The organism is Coleofasciculus sp. FACHB-1120 (assembly GCF_014698845.1).
In the GTDB taxonomy this organism is placed as follows: Bacteria; Cyanobacteriota; Cyanobacteriia; order Cyanobacteriales; family FACHB-T130; genus FACHB-T130.
The window spans coordinates 98,259-123,844 of record NZ_JACJTV010000008.1 but is presented as its reverse complement, the minus strand read 5'-3'; the positions used below and the strand labels follow the sequence as shown (position 1 = coordinate 123,844).

General features: G+C 46.1%; 21 protein-coding genes. 9 read left to right on the top strand and 12 right to left on the bottom strand.

The window, feature by feature from the left end:
- Window positions 1–29 precede the first annotated feature (29 nt).
- On the bottom strand, window positions 30–830 hold the full coding sequence (gene rpsB / locus H6H02_RS10430) for a 30S ribosomal protein S2 (RefSeq protein ID WP_190817278.1): 801 nt from the start codon (window positions 828–830) through the stop codon (window positions 30–32).
- A gap of 287 nt (window positions 831–1,117) precedes the next feature.
- Window positions 1,118–2,059 (bottom strand): glycosyltransferase, encoded by a 942-nt coding sequence (locus H6H02_RS10425; protein WP_190817276.1) that lies wholly within the window; start codon window positions 2,057–2,059, stop codon window positions 1,118–1,120.
- 191 nt (window positions 2,060–2,250) lie between these two features.
- Between H6H02_RS10425 and H6H02_RS10420 the strand changes: the two genes are divergently transcribed.
- Complete coding sequence (locus tag H6H02_RS10420) at window positions 2,251–3,453, top strand: argininosuccinate synthase (protein WP_190817274.1); 1,203 nt, start codon at window positions 2,251–2,253, stop codon at window positions 3,451–3,453.
- 92 nt (window positions 3,454–3,545) lie between these two features.
- On the opposite strand, the gene H6H02_RS10415 is transcribed toward H6H02_RS10420, so the two are convergent.
- Window positions 3,546–4,178 carry a DedA family protein gene (locus tag H6H02_RS10415; RefSeq protein WP_190817272.1) on the bottom strand — a complete coding sequence of 211 codons (633 nt, stop codon included), beginning with the start codon at window positions 4,176–4,178 and terminating at the stop codon, window positions 3,546–3,548.
- A 460-nt stretch (window positions 4,179–4,638) separates the two neighbouring features.
- Between H6H02_RS10415 and H6H02_RS10410 the strand changes: the two genes are divergently transcribed.
- Window positions 4,639–8,016: an EAL domain-containing protein gene (locus tag H6H02_RS10410; protein ID WP_190817270.1), complete on the top strand. Its 3,378-nt coding sequence runs from the start codon at window positions 4,639–4,641 to the stop codon at window positions 8,014–8,016.
- Window positions 8,017–8,129: 113 nt separating this feature from the next.
- Here the strand turns inward: H6H02_RS10410 and H6H02_RS10405 are convergent, their stop codons facing one another.
- The 3 genes from H6H02_RS10405 to H6H02_RS10395 all read right to left on the bottom strand — a co-directional run bounded on the left by H6H02_RS10405 (window position 8,130) and on the right by H6H02_RS10395 (window position 12,014).
- Window positions 8,130–8,558 (bottom strand): response regulator, encoded by a 429-nt coding sequence (locus H6H02_RS10405; protein WP_190817402.1) that lies wholly within the window; start codon window positions 8,556–8,558, stop codon window positions 8,130–8,132.
- A gap of 125 nt (window positions 8,559–8,683) precedes the next feature.
- Window positions 8,684–11,170: an ATP-binding protein gene (locus tag H6H02_RS27090; protein WP_242040656.1), complete on the bottom strand. Its 2,487-nt coding sequence runs from the start codon at window positions 11,168–11,170 to the stop codon at window positions 8,684–8,686.
- Window positions 11,171–11,765: 595 nt separating this feature from the next.
- Window positions 11,766–12,014: a Ycf34 family protein gene (locus tag H6H02_RS10395; RefSeq protein WP_190817268.1), complete on the bottom strand. Its 249-nt coding sequence runs from the start codon at window positions 12,012–12,014 to the stop codon at window positions 11,766–11,768.
- Window positions 12,015–12,188: 174 nt separating this feature from the next.
- Between H6H02_RS10395 and H6H02_RS10390 the strand changes: the two genes are divergently transcribed.
- On the top strand, window positions 12,189–13,607 hold the full coding sequence (locus H6H02_RS10390) for a CCA tRNA nucleotidyltransferase (RefSeq protein WP_190817267.1): 1,419 nt from the start codon (window positions 12,189–12,191) through the stop codon (window positions 13,605–13,607).
- Window positions 13,608–13,848: 241 nt separating this feature from the next.
- On the opposite strand, the gene H6H02_RS10385 is transcribed toward H6H02_RS10390, so the two are convergent.
- The 3 genes from H6H02_RS10385 to H6H02_RS10375 all read right to left on the bottom strand — a co-directional run bounded on the left by H6H02_RS10385 (window position 13,849) and on the right by H6H02_RS10375 (window position 16,898).
- Window positions 13,849–14,820 (bottom strand): orange carotenoid protein N-terminal domain-containing protein, encoded by a 972-nt coding sequence (locus H6H02_RS10385; protein WP_190817265.1) that lies wholly within the window; start codon window positions 14,818–14,820, stop codon window positions 13,849–13,851.
- A gap of 423 nt (window positions 14,821–15,243) precedes the next feature.
- Window positions 15,244–15,759, bottom strand: coding sequence for a GrpB family protein (locus H6H02_RS10380; RefSeq protein WP_190817263.1), 516 nt, complete (start codon window positions 15,757–15,759; stop codon window positions 15,244–15,246).
- 17 nt (window positions 15,760–15,776) lie between these two features.
- Window positions 15,777–16,898 (bottom strand): FAD-dependent oxidoreductase, encoded by a 1,122-nt coding sequence (locus H6H02_RS10375; protein ID WP_190817261.1) that lies wholly within the window; start codon window positions 16,896–16,898, stop codon window positions 15,777–15,779.
- 80 nt (window positions 16,899–16,978) lie between these two features.
- Here H6H02_RS10375 and H6H02_RS10370 point away from each other — a divergent pair, with 80 nt between their 5' ends.
- The 6 genes from H6H02_RS10370 (at window position 16,979) to H6H02_RS10350 (ending at window position 21,518) form a co-directional block, all read left to right on the top strand.
- A complete protein-coding gene (locus tag H6H02_RS10370) occupies window positions 16,979–17,821 on the top strand; it encodes a YaaW family protein (protein WP_190817259.1) in 843 nt (280 codons plus the stop codon).
- A gap of 30 nt (window positions 17,822–17,851) precedes the next feature.
- Window positions 17,852–19,252, top strand: coding sequence for an O-antigen ligase family protein (locus tag H6H02_RS10365; RefSeq protein ID WP_190817257.1), 1,401 nt, complete (start codon window positions 17,852–17,854; stop codon window positions 19,250–19,252).
- A 143-nt stretch (window positions 19,253–19,395) separates the two neighbouring features.
- Window positions 19,396–20,394, top strand: a complete 999-nt coding sequence (locus tag H6H02_RS10360; protein WP_190817255.1) for an HNH endonuclease — start codon at window positions 19,396–19,398, stop codon at window positions 20,392–20,394.
- Window positions 20,382–20,516, top strand: coding sequence for a hypothetical protein (locus H6H02_RS27605; protein ID WP_277922542.1), 135 nt, complete (start codon window positions 20,382–20,384; stop codon window positions 20,514–20,516). The genes H6H02_RS10360 and H6H02_RS27605 overlap by 13 nt, the downstream gene beginning before the upstream one ends.
- Before the next feature lie 79 nt (window positions 20,517–20,595).
- Window positions 20,596–21,207 (top strand): J domain-containing protein, encoded by a 612-nt coding sequence (locus H6H02_RS10355; protein ID WP_190817254.1) that lies wholly within the window; start codon window positions 20,596–20,598, stop codon window positions 21,205–21,207.
- Between the two features lie 38 nt (window positions 21,208–21,245).
- Window positions 21,246–21,518 (top strand): DUF3143 domain-containing protein, encoded by a 273-nt coding sequence (locus H6H02_RS10350; RefSeq protein WP_190412046.1) that lies wholly within the window; start codon window positions 21,246–21,248, stop codon window positions 21,516–21,518.
- 108 nt (window positions 21,519–21,626) lie between these two features.
- Here the strand turns inward: H6H02_RS10350 and H6H02_RS10345 are convergent, their stop codons facing one another.
- From H6H02_RS10345 to lysA, 3 genes are all read right to left on the bottom strand, one after another.
- On the bottom strand, window positions 21,627–22,376 hold the full coding sequence (locus tag H6H02_RS10345; RefSeq protein ID WP_190817252.1) for an isoprenyl transferase: 750 nt from the start codon (window positions 22,374–22,376) through the stop codon (window positions 21,627–21,629).
- Window positions 22,373–23,287 (bottom strand): diadenylate cyclase CdaA, encoded by a 915-nt coding sequence (cdaA, locus tag H6H02_RS10340; protein ID WP_190817250.1) that lies wholly within the window; start codon window positions 23,285–23,287, stop codon window positions 22,373–22,375. The genes H6H02_RS10345 and cdaA overlap by 4 nt, the downstream gene beginning before the upstream one ends.
- Before the next feature lie 787 nt (window positions 23,288–24,074).
- On the bottom strand, window positions 24,075–25,547 hold the full coding sequence (gene lysA / locus H6H02_RS10335) for a diaminopimelate decarboxylase (RefSeq protein ID WP_190817248.1): 1,473 nt from the start codon (window positions 25,545–25,547) through the stop codon (window positions 24,075–24,077).
- Between the last annotated feature and the right edge of the window lie 39 nt (window positions 25,548–25,586).

Genomic DNA, 25,586 nt, shown 5'->3' with positions numbered 1-25,586 from the left:
AACTAAGAATTGATGTTTCTAACGCTGAATTATCCCTCGGTTTCTTCTTCGTCACCATCAGGAATAGCCGAGTCGATTTCCTCGTATTCGACATCGTCTTCAGCGCCTTCGTAATCTTCGTAATCCTCTTCCGATTCTGCGTCTAGCTGACCGTGACGACCTTCATAGATAGCGTCTGCCAACTTACCCACTATTAGCTTAATCGAGCGGATGGCATCATCATTGGCTGGAACAGGAATATCTACTACATCCGGGTCGCAGTTTGTATCCAACAGCGCGACGATGGGAATTCCCAGTTTCTGGCATTCTTGAACTGCATTATATTCCCGACGCTGATCCACAATCACCACAATGTCAGGAACTTTCCGCATTTGCTTGATACCGCCAAGGTATTTCTGCAATTTGGTCATTTCCCGGCGCAGCATCGAAGCTTCTTTCTTAGGCAGCAAATCAAGGACTCCGGTTTCTTCCCGGCGTTCCAAGTCTTTTAGGCGCTCTACCCGTGTCTTAATGGTCGTCCAGTTGGTGAGCATTCCCCCCAACCAACGTTGGTTGATGTAGTAAGAACCACAACGAGCGGCTTCTTGAGCCACAATTCCTGCGGCTTGACGCTTGGTGCCGATGAAGAGAACCTTTTTGCCCTGTTCGGCTGCGGTTCGCATATAGGTGTAGGCATCTTCCATCAGCTGGGCAGTCTGCACCAAGTCGATGATGTGGACGCCATTGCGGGATGTATAGATGTATGGAGCCATTTTTGGGTTCCACCGGCGGGTCTGGTGCCCAAAGTGAACACCCGACTCCATCATCTGAGCCAAAGAAACAACTGACATATTTATTTTCCTTTCGGGTTAATCCTCCATCCAGGCGTATTTCCAGCGGAAACACCCGAAACCCTGAATGTGCGGAATGTACGAATTTAGACAACTCTTCCAGTCTATCAGAGTTATAAGGGCTTTGATAGAAAAATTTACGGGAAAAACATTGAAAAATAAGCTAGCACCGTTGTATTAGCCTCATTTGTGGATATTTGGCAATGAGGCAATGAAAAGATTACAAAGATTAGCGATCGCGCAAAACAAATCGCTTGCTTGTATCGTTGGCAGTACAAGGGTGTAAATTATGCTTTTTGCCTAGCTTCAGCGTAGGCTGCATAAACACCTTGAACGTTGTACCAATTAAGGAAAATTCGAGCGATTTCTAAGGCTAATTGGGGTTTACCTTGATTAATTAGCCATTGCAAAAAGGGTGCCATTGTGCGCTCGTTGAGCCTGCCACCGAGGGAAAGAAGACCCCAGAGGATGCGGTGAAGTAGGGTCATTTGAATCATCATTTTGACATCCCAGGTAGGATGCTTTTGGTAGAATAAAACGCCCATCCGCCCCCGTTGAATTTCTCGATCAATCATGGGGGGAATTTGTTCTAAGGCAAAGGGAGGATGCCAGTGATAGCCAACGGCGGCTGGACATTTAATCAGTTTTAAACCGAGTTGTTTCAGTCTGATGCCGAGTTCTAAGTCTTCCCAGCCGTAAAGTTGAAAGCGGGTGTCAAATAATCCAGCTTTTTCGAGCCATTTACGAGCGATCGCTACATTCCCCGTGGCAAAGTAAGCAGCGGAAAAATCCGTGATTTTGTAGGGTTCGGAGGTGGGATTATCGAAGTTATTGGTATTGATCACCCAACCGTAGGTAAAAAGGCGATCGCTTCCGAGGTTCTTTTCTCCCTCAACTAAGGCGTCGGCATGTGCTTGGAGAAAATGCTCGGTGACGACTAAATCGCTATCAATAAAGATAATCGTGTCACCCTGAGCCTGTTCTACTCCTAGATTACGGGCGGCGGCTGGCCCTTGATGATCTTGCAAGAGCGATCGCACGTGAGGAAATTCAGCGGCGTGTTGGGATAACCACTCCAACGTGCCATCCGTCGAACCATCATCCACCAGCACCACTTCATAGCCGCTGACAACGCTACCAGCATTCAACTGCTGATGTTCCATTGCTCTGAGGCATTTTTCTAGAATCGGCTTGCGGTTATAAGTTGGAATGACAACGCTAAAAAACACGATTTCCCCCGGATTGCAACACTTTTAGTATCTCTCAAAGAACTATAAGCCACTGAACAGAAAGCATTTTCATCTATCCCTTGGTGCCCCAGATGACTATGGCTGTCGATTAATCTGTGCTATTCCTGACAAGACTTGGCATGGATTAGTTGCATAATAAGAACTCGTTGTTTTGCAGAAGTGAGAGATCAATGGGTCGTGCTACCAAAGTTGTGCTGGCATATTCAGGTGGAGTCGATACCTCCGTCTGTATCCCATACCTGAAGGAGGAGTGGGGAGTTGAAGAGGTGATTACCCTGGCGGCGGATTTGGGACAGGGAGACGAACTAGAGCCAGTCCGGGAAAAAGCGCTAAAATCGGGTGCCAGTGAATCGCTGGTTGCTGATGCTACAGAAAGTTTTGTCAAAGATTATGCATTTCCAGCGATTCAAGCGAACGCTCTCTATGAAAATCGCTATCCCCTCCAGACTGCTTTGGCGCGTCCGCTGATTGCCAAACTTTTAGTCGAAGCGGCTGAAAAATACGGTGCGGATGCGGTGGCGCACGGATGCACCGGGAAGGGGAATGACCAAGTTCGGTTTGATGTATCGATTGCCGCGCTGAACCCAGATTTGAAGGTGTTGGCACCAGCGAGAGAGTGGGGAATGAGCCGAGAGGAAACGATCGCTTATGGTGAGCGTTATGGGATTCCTTCGCCCGTGAAAAAGAAATCTCCCTACAGTATCGATCGCAATTTATTTGGTCGCAGCATTGAGGCAGGACCCCTAGAAGATCCTTGGACGGAACCGCTAGAAGAAATCTATGTGATGACCAAAGCGATCGCTGACACGCCCAACGAGCCAGAATACGTTGAAATTGGTTTTGAAAAAGGCATTCCGATTGCCCTCAACGGTGAAGCTTTGCCGCCTGTCGCGCTAATTACGAAACTCAACGAAATTGCCGGAAATCACGGTGTCGGGCGGATCGATATGATCGAAAACCGCCTGGTTGGTATCAAATCGCGGGAAATCTATGAAGCCCCGGCTTTAATGGTTTTGATTAATGCCCACCGCGACTTAGAAAGTCTCACCTTGACCGCAGATGTGACCCACTACAAGCGTGGTATCGAAGAAACTTATACTCAGCTAGTTTATAACGGTCTTTGGTATAGTCCGCTCAAAGCCGCCCTAGATGCCTTCATTCAACAAACACAGGAGCGGGTATCAGGAACGGTGCGAGTTAAACTCTTTAAGGGCAACGCGATGACTGTGGGGCGTCAGTCTGACAAGTCCCTTTACAGCCCAACGTTAGCAACTTATGGGGCTGAAGACCAGTTTGACCATAAAGCTGCTGAAGGATTTATCTACGTTTGGGGATTGCCGACTCGCGTTTGGTCGCAAAAAGCGAGAGGTTAGTCTGAAAGTTTTGAGTTTTGAGTTTTGAGTTTTGAGTTAGAAAAAAAATTCTTTTTATTTAAAACTTAATTCCTCATCACTCAAAACTTTTTCTAATCTCCCTCGATTGAACGCTTGGCTTCGCGAGACTCCAGCCACAGAGGAACGGCAATCCAGGCAATCAATAGGAATAACGCAATTAAACCAAATTGTGCGACCCACACAACTAATTGTTCCAAGGGTACGAGTCGCCCTGCAAAAAAGGACAACGTGACCATTACCGATGCCCAAGCAGTCGCCCCAGCGATGTTATAAGCCATAAACTTGAGGAAGGGCATTTGGGCAATTCCAGCCAGGGGACTGGCGACAATTCGCAGCAGAGCGAGGAAACGACCGAGAAACACTGTTTTTCCGGCGTTCTCGCTCACTTGTTGCTTGAGTTGTAAGAGTTTTTCTTCGCGGATGCGGAAAAATCCCCCAATTTTCACAAGCAAGGGCCAGCCACCTTTTCTGCCAATCCAGTAACCGCAAGTACCACCGAGAACAGCACCCGCGATCGCACTCCCTAGCACGAACCAGAAATTCAGTTCTTTACTACCCGCCAAGAAGCCCCCGGCGAGGGTAATCGTTTCCCCAGGGATGGGAATGCCAAGATTTTCTAGCAAAATCCCCAAAAAAACTGCCCAGTAACCGTAGTGGTGGGCAATTTCTTTGATATTTTCTACAGATACAAATTCTAAAGACATTTATCTGGGTCTTTACATAGATTCATACTTCTATCATAGTGGCTCGATCCGCTCAGGGTGTCAATCTGGGCGGTAAATCTTGAGATTGTCATCGAGACGGCTACGCGCGAGGATTCTGCCGCTAGCACTCAGGCGCGATCGCTCTCCTGTTCATCGGCAAAGAGGCAACCCAAGATTCTCCTTGAGAACCGGAGGATGTAATAGGCGAGTCTTCGCCTTTTTTATTGGCTGCTTAGCCTTAAAAAATATTTTCAGTAGGTATCTCAACGGAAAGATGCCAAAAGATGCCAAATTTTAATTTGATTCTTCTTAAGCCTGTTAAAAAGTAATACTCGTCAGGACTCAAGCCAAAAACTAGTTGTGAGTGAATTTGCAAATGTGGCTGAGTGCTGACTTCTCTAGCTTTACCCTTGAGGAGAGGAACTCTAAGATAGAGGTATTTTGTTTCTAATACTATTTTATGTCTAAAGACTCAATAAAAGTGCTTTTAATTGAGGATGACGAGGATGACTATGTTCTGACTCGCGATCTCCTCTTAGAAATTGAGAGAGAAAAGTTTGATCTCGAATGGGTAAATAGTTATGATGCTGCCTTAGAAAAAATTCAGATGCATCAACATGATGTCTATTTAGTGGATTATCGTCTTGGCGCACACAATGGCTTGGAATTGTTACAAGAAGCCATTTTAACTAACTGTAAAGCGCCGATCATCTTGCTGACCGGGCAAGGAGATCGGGAAGTAGACGTTGCAGCAATGAAAGCGGGAGCTGCCGATTACTTAGTTAAGGGGAAGATGGACGCGCCGCTGTTGGAGCGAGCGATCCGCTACTCGATCGAGCGAGTCAAAACGTTAGAGGCGCTGCGAGAGAGTGAATCGCGGCTGGAGAATATTCTTGGCTCGCTCGAAGACAGCGTGTGGTCGGTTTCAGCCACTACCGGGGAGCCGATTTACATCAGTCCGGCGGCGGCGGAAATTTATGGTCGTCCAGTCTCTCAGTTCTTTGAGCGCCCGAACCTCTGGCTGGAGGTGATTCACCCAGACGATCGAGAACGAATAGAAGCGATGATGCAAGCGTTACTCCAAGTCGGTGCAGCAGACGAAGAGTATCGCATTTTCCGACCGGACGGGGAAGAACGTTGGGTTCGCAATCGCGCTCATCTAGGGCGTGATGCGAATGGGAATGTCATCCGAATCGATGGTTTGGCTGCCGATATTACCAAACGCAAGCAGGCAGAAGAAGCCTTGCGGTCAGCCATGCGCGAAAACAGCCAGCTAGCGGCGGCGATCGCTAACCTGACAACTGGAGTGACGATCACCGATCCAACTTTACCTGACAATCCAATTATCTTTGTCAATCCTGCTTTTACTGCCATCACTGGCTACTCAGCAGCGGAAGTGATGGGTCGCAATTGCCGCTTCCTACAAGGGAAAGACACCGATTCCTCTGTTGTGAAAGTGATGCGAGAAGCGATCGCATCAAAGCAACCTATTATTTGTGTAGTGCTGAACTACTGCAAAGATGGGACACCGTTCTGGAATGAACTCACCATCAACCCAGTTTTTGATAACGAAGGGAAACTCATCAACTTCATCGGGTTGCAGAACGACATCACGGTTCGCAAGCAAACCGAAGAGGCAATTGAACGACTGCGCCACCAAAACGAACTAATTCTCAACTCAGCGGGTGAAGGAATTTATGGTTTGGATGTTCATGGAAATGCCACCTTTGTCAATCCAGCTGCTGCGAGAATGCTGGGATGGGAAGTCGAAGAACTTATTGGCAAACCCTTACATTTTATCTGCCATCATTCAAAATCTGATGGCGCTCCCTATCCGCGAGAAGCGTGTCCAATTTATGCAGCCTTTCAGGATGGCAAAGTTCAACAAGTAGATGAAGAAGTCTTTTGGCGAAAAGACGGCACAAGTTTTCCCGTTGAGTACATCAGCACCCCTATTCGAGAAAATGGTCAGATGGTGGGTGCAGTTGTTACCTTCCAAGATATTACCGAGCGCGTCAAGGCAGCCCTTGCGGCTGCCCAAACTCAGGAAGCATTGCGTGAGAGTCAAGAACGTTACGAACTCGCCGTTTCTGGTGCTAACGATGGACTTTGGGACTGGAATTTAAAAACAAACGAAATTTATTTTTCTCCCCGATGGAAATCGATGCTGGGCTTTGAGGAGAACGAAATTAACAAGATTCCCAATGCTTGGTTTGAGCGAGTTCATTCTGAGGATATAGAGCGGTTAAAAGGGCAGATTTCTTTACATCTCGAAGGACTGACCCCCCATTTTGAGAACGAACATCGCATCTTACACAAAGACGGGACCTACCGTTGGATGCTCATTCGGGGGATGGCTGTACGAGACGCGAATGGGAAAGCCTCGCGCATGGCTGGCTCTCAAACTGATATCACCGAGCGCAAGCAAGTTGAGAAACAACTCCTCCATGATGCGTTTCATGACGTGTTGACTGGTTTGCCAAATCGAGCCTTGTTTATGGATCGATTGGGACAGGCAATAGAACGTTCAAAACGAACCAATGACTATTTCTTTGCCGTCCTCTTTATCGATATTGACCGCTTCAAGGTGATTAATGACAGCTTGGGACACATGATTGGCGATCAATTGCTGATAGCGATCGCGCAGCGGTTGAAAACTTGCCTGCGGGGTGGCGATACAGTCGCACGGCTAGGCGGAGATGAGTTTACTATCCTGCTCGACGATATCAAAAATATCAACAACGCCACTGACATTGCCGAGCGCATCCACTTAGAACTGATGCATCCTTTCAACCTCAATGAGCAAGAGGTATTCACGACGGCAAGCATCGGCATTGCCATCGGGGGTGGTTCGCAAAGCGCCCCGGAAATCGGATATGACTGTCCAGAAAATCTCCTGCGCGATGCTGACACCGCTATGTATCGTGCTAAATCGATGGGAAGAGCGCGTCATGAAGTCTTTGATACCACCATGCACACCCGCGCCGTGGCACTTTTACAACTGGAAAACGACTTGCGGCGTGCGATCGAGCGGCATGAATTTCAGCTTCACTATCAACCCATTGTGTCTTTGACAACAGGCAGACTGGACGGTTTCGAGGCGCTTGTACGCTGGCATCATCCAGAGCGCGGTTTAATCTCTCCATCGGAATTTATTCCAATTGCCGAAGAAACAGGTTTAATCGTTCCCATCGGACTGTGGGTACTCTGCAAAGCGTGCTACCAAATGCATGATTGGCAGCAAATCTCTCCAGAATTACTATTAACAATCAGTGTTAATCTTTCCAGCAAACAGTTTTTACAACCAGATTTAGTCAAGCAAATCGACCAAATTTTACGGGACACTCGCCTAGATGCGCGAAGTTTAAAATTAGAAATTACTGAAAGTGCAGTCATGGATAACGCCGAATCGGCAATTAAGATGCTTTTCCAATTAAAATCTTTGGGCGTGCATCTGCATATTGATGATTTCGGCACTGGCTATTCATCTTTAAGTTATCTACATCGGTTTCCCATCGATCAGTTAAAAATTGACCGTTCTTTTGTTAGCCGAATGGGAGCAAAAGACGACAGTTTAGAAATTGTTCGCGCTATCGTGACCCTGGCTCATACTTTAGAGTTAAATGTGACAGCAGAAGGGATAGAGACAGCCGAGCAACTTTCCCAACTGAGAGAAATGGAATGCGAATATGGGCAAGGATATTTTTTCGCTAAACCTTTAACTCAAAATGCAGCAGAAGAACTAATTGTTACAGCACAGCAACTTACCACAGATTTTAATGGTTTCGCCTCAAGTTTTACAAAACCCCAATCATTTTGGGGCATGGAAAATGTATAAAAAATAATTACTCGTTTTCCCTGACTCAATTCCCGTAATTTAGGATTGCTCAATGTTTCCCAACATTAAGCAGTATCAAACCCAAGAATTAGGCGGGGCTTTAGTTTAAGTATTTATTTCCCTATTTCATTTAGTGGCAACTCAACAATTTCAAACCAATATTTTCCTAAAGTTTTCATCACGGAAACGAGGGATTCAAATGTAACTGGCTTAGCAATATAAGAGTTTGCACCTAAATCGTAAGTGCGATAAACATCTTCCTCAGCCTTTGATGTCGTCAGCACAACAACTGGAATGGGGCGCAGGTCGGGATCGGCTTTAATTTCTTGGAGAGCCTCTCGCCCATCCTTTTTAGGCATATTCAGATCCAGCAAGATTAAACCTGGGCGGGGCGACTTTATTAACTGAGTATACTTACCCCGATGGTAAAGATAATCCATCAGATCCTCACCATCAATAACAAAGTGCAGATCGTTAGCGAGTCGGCATTCTTCTAATGCATCCTTTGCTAGCAGCCGATCGTCTTCATCATCATCAGCCATCAAGATAGTAATTAGTTTTCCAGCTTCATTCACAGAGTTTTACTCACACCAAGTTGCAGAATCGTGGCATCATTTACTTCTAAAGTTTTTCAGTCAAAAGATAAAAGTTAAAATTCCCAAATTTATTATTTAGATTGTTCAACAGGTAGTGTAAAAATGAATGTCGATCCTTGCCCTAAGATGCTTTTTGCGGTGATGCTACCACCATGACGCTCGACTATTTTACGGCAAATTGCTAAGCCAACTCCAGTTCCTTCATACTCGGTACGACCGTGTAGGCGTTGGAAAACTGTGAAGATCCGATCCAGATACTTCTCATCAAAACCAATTCCATTATCTTTTACCATAATTTGACACATCGGATGAGTTGGTAATTCTTGTGTCCAAAGCGGCTCGTTCTTCTCTAACAAGCGACTCCAAATCTTGACGACTGGTGCTTCTTGCTCACGGTGGAATTTCAGCGCATTGCTAATCAAATTTTGTAATAATTGCCGCATCTGCGACGGATCGGCATCAATCGTTGGCAAATCGCCAATTTCTATTTTTGCGCCTACCTTCTGGATATGCACCTCCAAATCAGACAAGACCTCTTGTAGCACGTTGGTGATATTGACAGGAGTAAAAGGCTGAGCTTTGCTTGTCACTCGCGAGAAGGAGAGGAGGTCATTAATCAGAGTTTGCATCCGTTGCGCTGCTTTTTGCATTCGCTCCAGGTAGTCTTGCCCCTCAGTCGTGAGGGATGCACCGTATTTAAGTTTAAGGCGATCGCCAAAGGCTTGAATTTTCCGCAATGGTTCCTGCAAGTCGTGGGAAGCGACGAAGGCAAAGTCTTGCAATTCCCGGTTGCTTTGTTCCAATTTGAGGGTATAAGCTTTTAACTTTTCCTCTGTTCGCTGTCGTTCGGCAATTTCAGCTTCAAGTTCTGTATTAATGATTAATAATTTTTGAGTACGTTCTTGCACCCGTTCTTCAAGCATTTCGTTGGTGCTTTTGATTTCCCAAAACTTTTGATTAAGTGTCGCCGCCATTGACTTAAAGTTGCGAACTAGAGCGTCCAGTTCTGTCACCGAACTGTTTGGCCAATCGATTAATTCTTGCTCTGAAAGTTTGTAAGGCAGGTTTGTCGTCACTTGCGCTAGTTTTGAGAGAGGGCTAACTAAGCTGCGGCTTAGAAGGGTTGCAAAAATGAGCGCGATCGCTGAAATTAGCATCAAAATCGCTAAACTATTCGTATGAACGCGCTCTATATGGCGGACGTGTGGTGTCGCAGATAATTCTGCAATGAGAGTCCAAGGAAGTTGGCTATCGATTAGGGTCTCTTGCACAAAGAACGAATTGTTCCAACGCACCATGACAAGCCGACTGCCAGTTATCGGTAGCCACTGATAAGTCATCGGCGCAATTGGAAGAATTTCGCCATCCTTACGACGATCAAATGTTTGCATTGCTACTCGATCAGGCTGAGTACTAGCAATTACAGATTTTCTGCGATCGACGAGACTAATTAGTAGTCCTCGCTCGTCAATATTTGATTTTAGGAGTTCGTCAATACCGTTCAAATCGAGTTCTGCAATGACTAAGCCACGGAAGCGATTATCTCTCAGTACGGGTACACTGAGAATTACCTTTTGTCCGGTTAATACATCTGATAGAGTAGGTTGCAGAGTATTATTGATTTCCTTGAAGTAGGGTTTAACAGTGAGATTCGAGCCAATAATGGACTCTCCTGATTCATTCTGTTGTGGAGAAGATGCAATTGCTTTACCTTCAGGGTTGACAACATAAATATTATGGAAATCTGGAAATGCACGCCTAGAAAATTCTATACTTGGCTGCAATGTTTCCACTTGGTTTGATTCAGCGGAAGCAGCAATCCGAGCGATTTCCTGAACTGCCTTTAGATGTTGCTGATGCCAAGAACGCATTTCAACAACTAAATCTATAGAAGCCGCCTTGAGTTCTGCATTAGCTGTTGTCTTGATGTTATCAATTACCCGGCGGCTGTCTAAAACTATAAGAATTAGAGTAGGAAAGAAGACAAAAGCAACTAACAAATTAAATACAGTTTGTTGCAAAGAAAGCGTGCTAACTGCTTGAGGACGACCTAGCCATTTATGAATCGGTAAATGAGTCAGCATCAAGCTAGCAATTAAAGCATTGAAAATCCCGTTTACAGGCTGCTTTAACAAGATAATCAACGCTTGTGTAGTATCTACGTGCAAGATAATGGCATAAAATAGCCAAATGAGAGGCATCCCGATGAACAGCCAAAAAATTCCGTCTAGCAGCACGATATTCTGACGTAGACGATGAAACAATAAACTGACAAAGAATGCTTCAGCGGTAAAGGTAATTACCGTGTAGGAATGATGCCAAATAAAATAAGTACAAATGCCAGAAACGAAGCCTGCAAAAGTACCCCAACCTGTACCGTACAAAAATACTATAATCCAAACGGCAATGCTGCCAAATAGGAAATCTATATCAAAAAATAATGACAAACGGAAATAGTTCCCTAAATATCCGGCAATGATTAAAATACTTAGTCCAATAGCGGCTTTGTTTCGGGCGTAAAACGGTGTTATTCTTGGGATATAATGACTTAAATTCATAACTACGCCTTGGTTTTCTTAATTGATGTTGAACCAGATAAATTCTGTTAAAGCAAGTCGCTTTACTCCCAAACTAGACTTCTTATTAGCTCCCTTTGTTTCGAGCGTAGTTGTGGGTGAGCGGTGAGATACGGGCGAGATTATACGTATCTTCCCAGAATCAAAACGGAATAACGGCTATTAAAGATTCCTAATTATCATGGCTAATATTTCATAAATTAATTCAGATGAATATGCTAATTATTATGGAATACAGCTTAGAGCGATCGCTTTCCTAATTCCTACTACCCTCTCCACCAGTTATATTCATTTTTGCCTACCTGCTGAGGTATCGTTGCCACAAGCAGATTAAAAAGCATTAGTTTATTAATTACTGTAATAACTCTAAGACAGCGCAGATTCTTAGCCAATCGTTACGCGCGTCGTCTGTATTCCGAGCAATTATTGAGAAGCCATTGATTTTTCTGACTAAGTTCGACTCTATGCAGTTACCTGAATTGCCTAAACGCAACAAAACGGCTACTGAAGCAGCAGTAGCCGTCGCGTTAAAGTTGGGTAAAATACCGTGACTTAGGGCAATCTGACTGAGAGGTTTTCAGGTTGGCACTAACTCGCCGGGACGCAACCGCGCCCATTTGCCGGTTTCCCGCTTAAAGCTGAGACAACCCACAACATCCCACTCCATCTCAATCATTTCCCCCTCGGTGCGGATATTGACATTGATGGTGGGTTCAGTAGCTTCAAAATCGGGGTCTTCAGTTAGGTGAGGCACCTGATGCTGCGTTTCTACCGCATGATAGGTGGTGCAGCGGTCTACGTATTGGCAGTTAACACAAATACACATAGCACAGCCTCCAGAGGCTTTTCTGTTAATCTAGCTCAGTCAACACGTCTATTAATTACCTATTGGGTTGATTTTTATTGCGATGTGTCTTTGAGGCGAATAAATTCACAAAGACACAAACGCTTGTTCCTCTGTGTGGACTTGGAAAATTATCTAAATGGCGTAAGTATACAGATGCACTTAAACACAGACACCTCTACCCTATCGCCAGAAACTTGGCCTTTTAGCCTAGAATTGCTCCCGGAACCCGCTTATATGGTGGGGGGTGCTGTGCGAGATGCTTTGCTGGGACGCCGCCGCGAGTACCGGGATCTAGATTTTGTTTTACTTGGGGATGCGGTAAAAACAGCGCGGAAGATTGCCAGTCGCTACAAAGTGGGGTTTGTGTTGTTAGATGCCCAGCGACAGATTGCCAGAGTCGTATTTGAGCAGGCAACCGTTGATATTGCACAAGCCGAAGGGTCAAATCTGGAAATCGATTTGCAGCGGCGCGACTATACAATGAATGCGATCGCATACAATCCCCACACTGGCGAACTCATCGATCCCCTTAATGGCTATGCAGATTTGCAACAGGGCATCATTCGGATGGTTTCCCCCAAAAATCTCCAAGATGACCCTTTACGGCTATTAAGAGCCTACCGCCAAGCCGCCCAACTAAATTTTACGATTGAGTCCGATACCCAATCAGCGATTCGACAACTTGCGCCTTTGCTGGGGCAAGTATCAGCAGAACGAGTGCAAGCAGAGTTTGCCTATCTCCTGAATACTTCTGAAGGCACTCCTTGGATAATTGCTGCCGTTGAGGATGGTTTACTCCAAACTTGGTTTCCCAGTGCCTCAAGTCCCCAACCTCTCCCGAAGCCTCCCCTGCAACCGGAGGGAACAATCGCGAACCTCCAGCCTCTCCCGAAGCCTCCCCTGCAACCGGAAGGAAGAATTGAGAGGTTAATGAACCCACCTCTTAGCCCCCTCCCCGTCAACGGGGAGGGGGTTTGGGGGAGAGGTTCCAAAAATCTTTCTACAATCTTGCCAGCGGTTGAACGTTCAGCGGTAGTGCTGGGAGAAACATGGCATGAATTAGCAAGCTTTTTATCTAGCTTGGTAGGCGATACCTTAAAAACTTCTTGGTTAGGAATTGCCAAACTAGCGACTCTTTTATCACCCGTAGCGGAAGCTGCTGAAGCTGAATTATTGAATTTAAAATACAGCCGCGCTGAAATTCGCGCCATCACCACTGCACTCAAATTGCTGCCGCAGCTGCAATCATCTCAGATGTCTTTAGGAGCGCAGTATTTGTTTTTTCGGGAAGCCGGACAGGTTTTCCCAGTCATCCTCGTTCTGGCTTTAGCAGATGGGGTATCCGTCGCAGAATTGACACCTCTCATCAACCGCTATCTTACTCCTGACGACCCAGTTGCTCATCCCGCGCCCTTTGTCACCGGCAAAGATTTAATCCAAACTTTCAATCTCCCATCTGGGCCACAAGTTGGTCAATTTCTCACCGCGATTGGAATCGCACGGGCTGAAGGTAAAATCTCTACCCCCGCAGAAGCCATAAAATTAGTTTCTCAATTACTTAACGAGGGGTAACATCTCCACCAAAAATCGGGATTAGCGGGTTCAATTCTCTCACCCGCCGCATTATTACTCCCAGTTCGCCCACTTTTTTAGGAGTTATGAATTGTTTGGGTAAAAAATTTGATGTCTTGCAGACTCAAACAGTAATTTAGGGTAACAAAAAGTGTAGGGTGCTGATTTTAGCACCCTACACTTTTTGTTGATAAGGCGATTATTTGTGCCTTATCTTATCTCAGCAACTGTACTGAACGTCCTACTGACGAGTAAGGTTTAGGAGTTCTTTGGGCGATGCTAGTAAGTCAACCGCCACGAAGAAAATTTTGCCTTGGGGATCTAGTAAGAACCGCCATGCAATGTTCATACCAACGCTGGCACCGAACCAAGGAGTTTCTACTTTGCCTGTGACTTTATGTTGAGTATAGCCATCTTCTATGCGCTCAGAGACGCCTTTCTGTGGCATCATCTTGAGTCCCTGGCATTCTTCGCACATATATGCAAAAATCGCTTCACGACCGACAATTGGCTTCTGGAAGGGCGGTTGCAATGCTCCCTTTTCCGCAAATAAAGACACAGCTGCCTCAAAGTCAAATGCGTTCATGTTTTGAATATAATTCAGCACTGTAGGTTCACTGATGCCATCAATACTGATCTTCGGACGGGAAGCTAGGGCGGTGGGTGTTACATAGGGATCTTCGGGTTTTGCGTAATCGTTGAGAGCCGGATCAAATCCCATGTTGATGACGGTATTCCGCAAAACTGTGATTTGCTGACCCGGATCGAGTTTCTTGATGGTTTCCAGCACTGCCGCGGCTTCAGGCGTCATTTTATAGCCAGAAGGGATGGGAGCAACGATGCCCTGTGCCATCAACTCTCCTAACTCATACCAAAAACCTAGCTTGGTATTGACGCTGAAAGAAGAATAGGAACGGCTGATGGGAGTGTCGGCACGGTTAGCAATATCCTGCATCACTTGCGTTTGGGCGGCAGATGGCATCTGCTTAATTTGGGCTAGTAAACCTTCCGCTAGTATCATGCGGGCGGCTCCTGTGGCGGCGCGAGTAATTGAAACACCCATTTCGGTGTAGGCAAACCAGAGTAATGCCAGTTGATCGTCAACGCTGAGCTTATCGAACGCTTCCGTGGTAGCTGGAACCGCATTAGCAATCTGAGTTCCAGGGAAAATGCCCTGTGCGGACTCAATCGTATAAGTCGTGGATGAAGTCATGGATGCATTATTTAGATTCGTTAAAACTATTAATCCAGAAACTTCTGGATTTACGAATCTTTGTCTCCTGTCTTAAAAGATATAACGAAACATTACATAATGTAAAGAAGACTTTACATTATGCGAGACAGTGATCGTGCCCTCCCAGACTGCCAAGAATCAGAATTCTTCATGCATGGCATAGGGTTGATGGTATTCCCCACACCCCAAGTGTTATGAAACAGTTTGTAAATACTGGTGTTCGATGAACGCTCGTGCTTTGAAAATCAGTAGCAGCTAATGGCAGACAAGCAGCGATCGCAACTTCGGGCAGTGAGGCTCTTCTGCCACCACTGGGATGTATTTGGCTTTAAAGACGAAATTTGGCGAATGTTAAGAAAGCGCTTCTAGAAAACTTTCGTCCGGTAGCGATCGCTGCTTATCTTAGATAATTTGCCGCCATGCCCTAGCTTTTGAGAGTAGCTGCTCAATCAAAGGAGCTTTTGCCTGGACGTAGCCCTCTCGATCTAGCCGGAATTGTACCGCTAACTTGCGCTTCAAAGCATCATATTGCTTCGCCTTCTCTGGGTGCGCCCTGAGAAAATCGCGGAAGATCAGCTGGTTTTCCCAAACCTGATTTCCTTGTTTCACCAGATGGAGATGGTGAGTGCGGGGCATCCCTTTGCGAAAGAAGTGTCGTCCTGGAATACCCAACTCACCTTGGTAGAGATACCCGAGTGTTTCGAGAGATGCAATCTGAGTGACGCTGGGTGGTAACTCCTCCAAGCCTACGAGAATATCAATAATTGGTTTAGCTGCTAATCCTGGCACTGAGGTACTGCCAATATGGTGAATGTCCAAAACATCATCACCGAGAGCGTGGAGAATCTGGAGTTTTTCCTGCTCAAATTGGATAGGCCAATTGGTATCGTAATCAACCACTTGGATCAAATCTTCCATCGGTTTAAATTAACTCCTTAGCGATCGCTCCTACTAGATATTTGCTGGAGGGCTTCTAAAAAACTTTCTCCCGGCAAGCTTCGCATTTCCATCTGCTGATTAATCTTGACGGCGGCGGCTAATCCAGAATTCATCGCCCCTTCTACCAAGTTTCCCCCACACCAATCGCCACAACAAACTAGGGGCAATGGTGTCCCAGCGTCTAGGCAATCTAGATCCAATGGACGGCTGGGGAAAGCATAGCGCCAGCAATGGATTTGAAACCATTCGGGAGAATCTAGCCACGGAACAAGTAACTGTGCAGCATGGGATAACATCTGGCGTGCAACTGGGTTTAAATCTTCGGCGTCCAGGTAACGGTTTGCAAATTCAGCGGTGCTGTGCAAAACAAAGACTGGCATCTGGGGATTGGGACGTTTGCTGCTGTCCAAACCAATCCACGACAAGTCAGAGTCGTGTGTAACATCTAGGTGTAACGGGAAATTTCCCGTCTCTGCATTACTTAAATCTTGCTGTCGAGAAGCTGGATAACCCGCCATGACACTGAGACAGGGATCAAACTCCACAGCTCGTAAACTATCTAGAAATTCAGTTGGTATGGTTTTGGCTAAGGGTTCCAGTAGCATCAAAGCTTGAGGCGCTGGAATTGCCACGACGACAGCTTTAGCAATTAATGGGTCGGCTTTCTGCTCAAAAGTGAAATGCCAAGTTTTCTCATCAGTTGCGGTAATTTCCTGAACCCGTTGATTCATCTGCATTTCTAAACCTGTAGCGAGGAATTTAGCGATCGCATTCATCCCCATTGGTGCCACATAACGGGGCAGAAGTGAGGATGAATTCGGCTTTGCAGGTTCCCATTCGTAAACAGGATTCTCCCAAACTTGAAGAATTCCTCGATTTCCTGCAAAATCGCTTTGCTGCACCCCTAAAACATCAATCAACTTCTCACTTAACTTTCCTTGGGGTTCTAAATAACGCAAGCCATGATCGGCACAAGTCCCCTGTAATCGGCGTGTTGCCACCCTTCCCCCAACGCCACGAGATTTGTCAACGACGACCACTTTATATCCAGCTTGGTGCAACTGTTGAGCAACGGTCAGTCCCGCGATACCCGCACCAATTACGGCGACATCAAACACTACGGATAACCCTCAGTCTTCAAGTATATAGAAGTAGAATAAGGGACAGCACCGAATCTGGGGTCTGGGAGGAATTGAAGTTGGACGAGCTGAGAGCCGCGCTGAAATTAGCCACAGAAGAAGAGTTAGAGCAACTGACAGATATTCTATTTCGCCGCAAATTTAATCCCTTAGATTACGTTCAGACACCTGACCCGATCGATATCCAAAGCCAAGACCGTGAAGCTTGGTTGGATGCTATCGAGCAGAGATTTCGCTTTTTAGCGGCGGATGGAGTAACGGTTTTGCGAGGACGCACGGGTGAAGTAACTTATCGCCAAATTTTGATCCAAGTTTGTCGATATCTGAAACTTCCCTATTCTGCAAAACTTTCGACGACTGATTTAGAAGCAGAAGTATTTCTCAACCTGATGGGTCGGGCATGGAAACAAATGCCACGACACGAACAGAAAGCGTTAACCGCCAGAGTACAGCGATCGCTCGCGAAGTCTCAACTCTCCGAACCCCTCCCAGTGCAATTGCAGCACGACCCGATGGCTTTACTCGTTAAGGGCGGTAGTGCCCTTGCCGTTAGTTCCATTGTCCAGCCGCTGCTGCTACAACAACTTGCCCGTCAATTCGCGATTCACTTTGCTAGCTATCAAGTTGCCAAAGAAACGGTTATCCAAGGCAGTGCTGCGGCGGCTGCACAGTTCCAAAATTACGTGGTGCTACAAACAGCAAAGCGTGGAATGGCAATGAGTGCCGCCCGTTATGGTGCCATCCGCAGTGTATTTGCATTAGTGGGACCCGCAATGTGGGCGTGGTTTTTTGCCGATTTGGGCTGGAGAGCGATCGCGACTAACTACGGTCGGATTATCCCTATCATCGTTGCCTTAGCGCAAATTCGCCTAACTCGTGCCGAATGCTGGGAACCTGCTTAGGAGTTAAAAGTCAAAAGTTAAAAATTAAAAATGAAGAAATCCCCGTTTTTAATTTTTAATTTCCCATTTTTAAGTCGGCATCCTGACCCCAGCTTGCAAGCCTCTTGGCACTATGCTCAACTGGGGTTTCTGTTTTTCCCCTTAATTCCTATTCTGGGTGCTGTTGGAATATTTATTGGATTAGTCGGCACCTGGAGAAAAAAATATCCCACAATTATCCGACGCCCTCTCAATCGCGGATTCGCTATCTTTTGCGCCTGGGTAATTATTTCAGCTAGCTTCGCCCCTTTTCCTTTAGAAGCCTTGCTGGGATTGTTTAATTTCCTCCCCTTTTTCATCTTTTTTGCTGCCTATAGCGAACTCATTCAGACACCAGCACAACTGCGACGGTTAGCTTGGATTTTGGTGGTGCCTTCTGTCCCCGTAGTGATTCTCGGCTTTGGGCAGATATTCTTGGGCTGGGCTAGCCCAGCGCTATTGGAAGGTATTGTAGGCTGGGCGCTGCAACCTAAAGGGAATCCCATCGGGCGGATGGCTTCGGTATTTATGTACGCCAATATTTTGGCAGCCTATCTGCAAATTGTGTTTATTTTGGCGCTGGGATTGTGGATTGAAGAAAGCAAAAAGCGATCGCCCCAACCTTTGCGTTTACGCGCCGCTACGCTAGAAAAAAGAGAGGAAGAAAAAGGCAGAAGAAAATATATTTTTTCCTTTCCGATTACGTGGCGGATGGGGTTTCTGAGTGTAGCGGTAATTGGAAATGCTGCTGCACTGATTTTGACGAATTCCCGCAATGCTTGGGCGATTGTCGTTCTTAGCTGTCTTGCCTTTGCCTTCTATCAAGGTTGGCGTTGGCTAATCGCAGCGGTGGGGGCGATCGCTACTAGCATCCTCTGGGCAGCTTTTGGCCCTTCACCCGTGCGAGAATGGCTTCGCACGATTGTCCCCTATTACTTTTGGGCGCGACTCACCGACCAAATGTATCCAGATCGACCCGTGGCGCTGTTACGGACAACTCAGTGGCAGTTTGCTTGGTCGATGACTCAGCAACGTCCTTGGACGGGTTGGGGATTAAGGAATTTTACACCCCTCTACGAGGCACAGATGAAAGTTTGGCTGGGGCATCCTCACAGTTTGCTGTTAATGCTAACTGCTGAAACTGGCATCCCCGCAACCATTTTCTTCTGTTGTTTAGTTGGCTGGGTGATGGTTCAAGCTGTCCTATTATTAGCAAAGAAGCGATTAATCCTGTCCCTACGAAATAAATTAATTCTATTTAGTTATTTAGTTGCTTTTGGTGCCTGTACGCTATTTAACATAGTAGATGTAAGTATATTTGATTTACGGGTGAATACTTTGGGGTGGTTGTTGTTAGCCGCAATTTGGGGAGTAGTTTATCAAAAGAGAGCGCTCCCTCTTACTCTAAATTAGCTATTTACACACTTGGGAAATCTATATAATTGCAAGCTGTATTTCATGAATTTATTTTTATTTAATTTTTTTTATAAAAAAGCCATTTCAAATTATAGAATTTAATAATTGGTGTAACAAAAATACTATAATAGGAGCCATTAATGCTAACAAGAATTTTTCTATGTAATAAAAAAGAGTGGAATAAAGAGAACTGTTATAAGGATATTGAAGATGAAATAAACCAAGCTCAAGAAAAGATTTCTAGTGGTGAAGTTCATCGTAGTCATTGGAGTGTTGGGAAGATAGATAAGATTCAGGTTGGAGAAAAAGCATATTTTAAAAGGGTAGGTAGCAAGCCTCATGGCTTTTTTGCGCGTGGACATATTATTAATGCTGAAGAACAGTATCAGTTAAAATTAAAACTTGATAATAAATATTATCAAGAAGTAAGCGAAGCATATACTGATATATATAGCAATGTATCTAAAGATTTAAGGGTTTGCTATGAATGGGACTCAGTCGTAGGTTACAACAACCCATTGGATGTAGACATACTAAAGAAAGAAGATAAATTTTCTAAAGCATTTTTTGATTATCGTAATTCAGGATGTAAGTTCAAAGAAGAATATATTGAGGCATTAGACTATTTTTGGGAAACTCACGTAGAAAAATACGGGGTTAAAGTTAAATTTGTTGATAACAAAGTAATTCAGGAAGTTGCTGCTGCACAGGAACGTGCCGAGAATGATGGCAGTTTCAATCCAGAAAGCATTAAAGATGCCAGGGAGCGAGCTTTCGTATCTATTGTGCGGCGGCGAGGGCAATCTGAGTTTAGGATAAGTCTGCTAAAAGCTTACAACTATCGCTGTGCAATTACTGGCTGTAATGCAGAGCAAGCTTTGGAAGCTGCCCACATCAAGCCATACAATGACACGCAAACAAATGATCCCTCAAATGGGTTGCTGCTTCGAGCTGATATACATACACTTTTTGACCTTAAACTAATTGCCATTGACCCAGAGACCATGAGGGTATACCTTGAGCCTAGTTTACGCAATACATACTACGCAGAACTTCACGAAAAATTGCTGCAACTGCCCAAGAATATTAATAAAAATGCACTGCAATGGCGATGTGAACAATGCGGGTGGTACAGATGATTTTGTGGGAAGTTGTAAGGAATGCGATCGCATTCTTTCCCCATCTCCTTGTATACCCCACAACGGCAAGCATTCGATGCGACGAGATAATGTGGGGCGTCCTATGCGATCGCTTAGAATAATTGAAAACCACTCTTAACTAAGCAGAGTGAAGCTGCGGTGACTCAAAACAGGGAAAATCTGAATAGTCAAAGTCGCAGGATGCCGTATCAAACAACCTTAGCGACCAGTCATTACGCTTTGCTAGGGCTGCATCCTTCGGCGTCGCCAATCGAAATCCGGCGGGCATATCGAGAATTAAGCAAATCCTACCATCCTGATACCACAGAATTGCCTGCTAACGTAGCAACGGCTAAGTTCCAGCAGCTAAACGAAGCCTATTCCACTCTCAGCAACCCACAACGGCGAGTGGCTTATGACCTAAAAATTGGCTATTCCCGCATTAGCGTAATTCAAGCACCACCAAACTTGAAGCCTCCGGTTTCCCCAATCAAAAAAACATATTCTTCCTCAGCCTACTTAGATCCAACCGACCGTCCCCTCTCTTCAGGAGAGGTTTTTGTCTTATTTATCATGGGTCTAACTCTTGTGGGTTGCCTACTGTTAGCGATCACCATTGGCTTAACACGGGGAGAAACCGCTTTCCAGGTTTCCGGTCTACACACCCTGCAACCAGTCGAGCAACAGGTGACTCCTCCTCTTCCTGTTCATCCTCAACCTCTATCTAAACCCGTAGCATCTGGGTCGCGGCTTGCCCCACTCATCCCTCAAAACAAGCGAGTTGATTCAATCTACTTGCCGGATGACAGATAATTTGGGAGAATCCGCCCCTAGCCAAATAAAAACGACCTATGACTCTTCCCACTGCTGATACGCCCCTTTATAACCATCCCTTGCCTGATATTGAACAGTGGCTCAAAAAGATGGGATGTCAACAAGATCGAACTCAGCTGCACTGCTGGCACATTGCTAGACCTTTTTGGAAAGCAGAGCTGTCTCTAGATGTTGAGGAGCTGACCGTGCGCTATCTAGAAGCGGGTGAAGGCGGACGAGATATCCTGCGCTCCTTCAAATATTCTCTAACTCGCCAAGATGTAGAAGACGCGGTCTTTGCAGGCCCTTAGAAAGAGTTTTGAGTTTTGAGCTTTGAGCTTAAGAAATCAGTCAAAGTCCTTTGATTACAGAGACGCGATAATCGCGTCTCTACAAATTTACTTATACTTTGCCAATCTTCATACTTTGCCGAAACGGCGATCGCGCTGTTGATAGGCACACAATGCCCGATGAAACTCTGCCCGGTCAAAATCAGGCCACAGCGTCTCTGTGATATAGAGTTCTGCATAAGCTAATTGCCACAGCAAGAAGTTCGAGAGGCGCATTTCCCCACTGGTGCGAATCAGTAGGTCGGGATCGCCAACTTTGGCAGTATAGAGGTGGCGTGAAAACAAAGCTTCATCAATTTCATCAGGCTGTAAAACACCTTCCTGCACCTGAGTTGCGATCGCTCGGCAAGCTTGCAGAATTTCCTGGCGTCCCCCATAATTAGTTGCCACAGTGAACTGAATGCTGGCATTGTCCTGAGTTTCAGCCATTGACCGCTCAATTTCTGCCTGGAGACTTCGCGGTAAATCTGCTAAATTTCCCATAAAGTTGATTCGCACATTCTCCTGCACCATTTCCCGGAGTTCCTGCCGCAACACCCGCTCAAACAAGGTCATCAAAAAATCAACCTCTTCCAGCGGTCGTTTCCAATTTTCCGTAGAAAATGCATAAGCAGTCAGCGCTGGAATTCCCCAATCCTTACAGCAGCGCAGTAAATCCTTCAGCGCGTAGACTCCCCGCCGATGGCCCATAATTCGAGGTAGCCCTTGACTTTTGGCCCATCGACCATTTCCATCCATGATTACTGCCACATGCTTGGGCAGGCGGTCTCGATCGAGGTCAGCAGGCAAATTTTGTAAGACAGTTGATTTTGAAGTCATTTCTTGTCACGAGAACCCGGTGGTGGAAGACGAAGCAAACGCGAAACCAGTGCCTTTCCCCGATCGCTAATCTGACGTCCCAAACTACGTAGACCGGGGGCGACGGCTCTCTCTTCGCTTGACGTGGAGAATCGCGCCTCTAAGAGTTCTTTCAGTTTACTGCTGGTTAGGGGGCGATTCAGTCCCCCCCGCTCCGCTAAAGAAATAGAGCCGGTTTCTTCAGATACAACAATACATAGGCAATTTTCGACCCGTTCCGTAATTCCCATTGCTGCCCGGTGTCGAGTCCCCAGCTGCCGCGATGCTGTCCGCTCAGATAGGGGCAAAATCACCCCAGCGGCAACAATGCGGGAGCCACTAATGAATATTGCACCGTCGTGCAGAAGTGTAGATGTTTGAAAGATAGTCTGTAGGATTTCCTTAGAAACCTCAGCATTCAACTTGACGCCTTGAACAGAAAAATCCCGCTCATCAATTGGTCCGGTTGTTTCTAGTACGATCAATGCACCCGTGCGGTTTTGGGACAATTCTTTGACCGCATCCACAATTTCATCAATAACGCTATCTGCCTTGGGAATCGCTCGTCGGGAGGGTTGTAGCAACTGCATTAGTTCTCCCCTGCCCAATTGTTCTAGAAACCGACGAAACTCTGACTGGAAAATGACAGCCATCGCCACAGCAGAGCCGACTACTAACTTTTCCAGCACGAAACTCAACAGTACCAACCCCAAGCGATTACTTACCGCTGAGGCTAGCATTAAGACAATCAAACCTCGTACCATCCACAATGTGCGACGCTCCCCGATAAAGAGTAGCACCAGATACGTGAGGATGAGAACTAAAACAATGTCAATACTTTGAAGCAACAAGGTCGAAGTTCCGGGAGGGTCTTGACCGGGACCCGAATTCATTGAACTTTTATCAGATTGGCTGAAGTTTGCTGGATACGGGCGAGTTTAAAGGCAAAAGGCAAGAATGTAAAAAGCAAGGACAACAGTTAGCTATTCGCTTTAATTATCTGTCTAGAATCTAAATCTAGTGTACCTGTGGTTATGTACCACCTAAACAGTGAATAGCTAATCGCGGTTTCTATTTTTTTAGTTTCTTTTGCCCTTAAGGCTCGATTTTAACTGAAGCGACCCCTTGGGTACTAGCTAATTAGGTAGTAAGTCATCGGATTTTCCGATGACTGAAATTTTGCATCAATCGACTATATAGCGGTTTTCCATTGCGTTCAACACATTTGATGGTAGGGGCGCACAGCTCACGCAAGCGCCCCTACATAGGTATCTCATGCTCTTTGAGAACGGCTATGTATTCCCCTGCTCTCCCCTTTGCTCAAATGCCCAGAGGGGCTTTGAAGGCTCCCCTTCCCTTGTCTACCGTGTACACACAAGTTTTCTAATGTTGCCCCACAACGTTTTCGCTCCCCCTAGCCCCCCTTGACAGGGGGGAACTGGAGTCAAAGTCCCCTTTTTAAGGGAGATTTAGGGGGATCAATCACGTTTTGCCTCTTAACCAAAGATGTGTGTACAGGGTAGCTTCCCTTGTAGGGAAAGGGCTGTTCTTGTTAGGTCTGACTGGGAGCGCTGTGAGAAAAATAAGTCACTTGTGTGTACACGCTAGCTTGAATCGAAAGGGATTAAGCTGTATGGATTTTAGTTGACTGCAATGGGTGCAAAATAAAAAATTACCAATCTAACTAACTACTAATCGCTCAGGTAGGCGATCCTGCCGAATTAAATCCTGGTAGGTTTCCCGCTGCAAAATCAGATTAGCTTCTCCTCGACCTACTAAAACCGCTGCCGGACGAGGCAGGCGATTGTAATTAGAAGCCATGCTGTAATTGTAGGCACCTGTGCCCATGACGACGAGAATATCTCCCGGCTCAGTTTTCGGCAGCGATGCTTCTTTAATCAGAATGTCTCCAGATTCGCAGTGCTTACCGGCAAGGGTGACAGTTTCTGTCAAGGGTGCTGACATCCGGTTGGCAACAACGGCTCGATACAGGGATTGGTAGGTAATGGGACGGGGATTGTCAGACATTCCGCCATCAACAGATAGGTAGGTGCGGATGTCGGGAACAACTTTTGATGAGCCTACGGTGTAGGCGGTGACGCAGGCAGTCCCAATGAGCGATCGCCCTGGTTCGCACAATAATTTAGGTAAGGGGATTTGTTGGGATTGGCAGGCGGCGGTAATGGCATCGCTGACAGTTTTTACCCACTCGTCAATACTGGGAGGATCGTCTGATTCGGTGTAACGAATTCCTAAGCCACCCCCGACATTTAACTCTTTGACGGGCAATCCATGAGTGGTTGCTTTTTTAAACCACTCCACCAGAACCCCCGCGAGATCGTGATGGGGTTGGCGCTCAAAGATTTGGGAGCCGATGTGGGCGTGCAACCCGATACAATCCAAAGTTGACTGCTGGCTGATAAAAACAAAGACTTCTTCTAATTGGTTAGGATCGAAGCCAAATTTGCTATCGAGGTGTCCGGTGCGGATGTATTCATGAGTGTGGCACTCAATGCCGGGGGTGAACCGCAGCATGATCCGGATTTTGGATTTTGGATGATTAGAGGGGTTAACCTCTGATTCCTGAGGCGCTTGTCCCGATTCCAAAGCCGCGAGGGTGCGTAACTCTAACCAGTTGTCTACTACAATCGTGCAGCCGGTTGAAACAGCTAGAGTCAGTTCTTCACGAGATTTGTTATTACCGTGAAAATAAATTTTGTCGGGACTGACGCCAGCTTGTAGCGCCGTGTAGAGTTCGCCGCCAGAGACGACATCGATCCCCAAGCCTTCACTCGCAGCGATCGCGCAAACGGCTAAGCAACTCCAGGCTTTAGAAGCATAAAGCACCTGAGATTCACCGCCGTAATAGCAGCTCAAACCATCCCGATATTGACGACAAGTTGTCCGTAGCGTTTCTTCGTCCAAAATATAAAGGGGCGAACCAAATTGCTGCACGAGTTTCGTGACGTCACAACCCCCAATCTCCAGGCAGTCGCGGCTGTTAACCCCAGATGTCAGGGGCAAAAGTTCCTGATTGGGTGAGCGATCTACACTGACGTGATGATTTGCGTCTGTACGGGTTGTAGGGGTAAGCGGAAGCGGTAAATATTGCCGTCCAGAATTTTGAACCCCGACTGGTTGAGTCGATAGCATGATCTAATAGTTATCCTTGGATGCTTAACAAGCGTGAAT

Coding starts and splice junctions, on each gene's coding strand:
- rpsB (WP_190817278.1), bottom strand. CDS start 830: ATGTCAGTTGTTTCTTTGGCTCAGATGATGGAGTCGGGTGTTCACTTT.
- H6H02_RS10420 (WP_190817274.1), top strand. CDS start 2,251: ATGGGTCGTGCTACCAAAGTTGTGCTGGCATATTCAGGTGGAGTCGAT.
- H6H02_RS10415 (WP_190817272.1), bottom strand. CDS start 4,178: ATGTCTTTAGAATTTGTATCTGTAGAAAATATCAAAGAAATTGCCCAC.
- H6H02_RS10410 (WP_190817270.1), top strand. CDS start 4,639: ATGTCTAAAGACTCAATAAAAGTGCTTTTAATTGAGGATGACGAGGAT.
- H6H02_RS10405 (WP_190817402.1), bottom strand. CDS start 8,558: ATGGCTGATGATGATGAAGACGATCGGCTGCTAGCAAAGGATGCATTA.
- H6H02_RS27090 (WP_242040656.1), bottom strand. CDS start 11,170: ATGAATTTAAGTCATTATATCCCAAGAATAACACCGTTTTACGCCCGA.
- H6H02_RS10395 (WP_190817268.1), bottom strand. CDS start 12,014: ATGTGTATTTGTGTTAACTGCCAATACGTAGACCGCTGCACCACCTAT.
- H6H02_RS10390 (WP_190817267.1), top strand. CDS start 12,189: ATGCACTTAAACACAGACACCTCTACCCTATCGCCAGAAACTTGGCCT.
- H6H02_RS10385 (WP_190817265.1), bottom strand. CDS start 14,820: ATGACTTCATCCACGACTTATACGATTGAGTCCGCACAGGGCATTTTC.
- H6H02_RS10380 (WP_190817263.1), bottom strand. CDS start 15,759: ATGGAAGATTTGATCCAAGTGGTTGATTACGATACCAATTGGCCTATC.
- H6H02_RS10365 (WP_190817257.1), top strand. CDS start 17,852: ATGAAGAAATCCCCGTTTTTAATTTTTAATTTCCCATTTTTAAGTCGG.
- H6H02_RS10360 (WP_190817255.1), top strand. CDS start 19,396: ATGCTAACAAGAATTTTTCTATGTAATAAAAAAGAGTGGAATAAAGAG.
- H6H02_RS10355 (WP_190817254.1), top strand. CDS start 20,596: ATGCCGTATCAAACAACCTTAGCGACCAGTCATTACGCTTTGCTAGGG.
- H6H02_RS10350 (WP_190412046.1), top strand. CDS start 21,246: ATGACTCTTCCCACTGCTGATACGCCCCTTTATAACCATCCCTTGCCT.
- H6H02_RS10345 (WP_190817252.1), bottom strand. CDS start 22,376: ATGACTTCAAAATCAACTGTCTTACAAAATTTGCCTGCTGACCTCGAT.
- cdaA (WP_190817250.1), bottom strand. CDS start 23,287: ATGAATTCGGGTCCCGGTCAAGACCCTCCCGGAACTTCGACCTTGTTG.
- lysA (WP_190817248.1), bottom strand. CDS start 25,547: ATGCTATCGACTCAACCAGTCGGGGTTCAAAATTCTGGACGGCAATAT.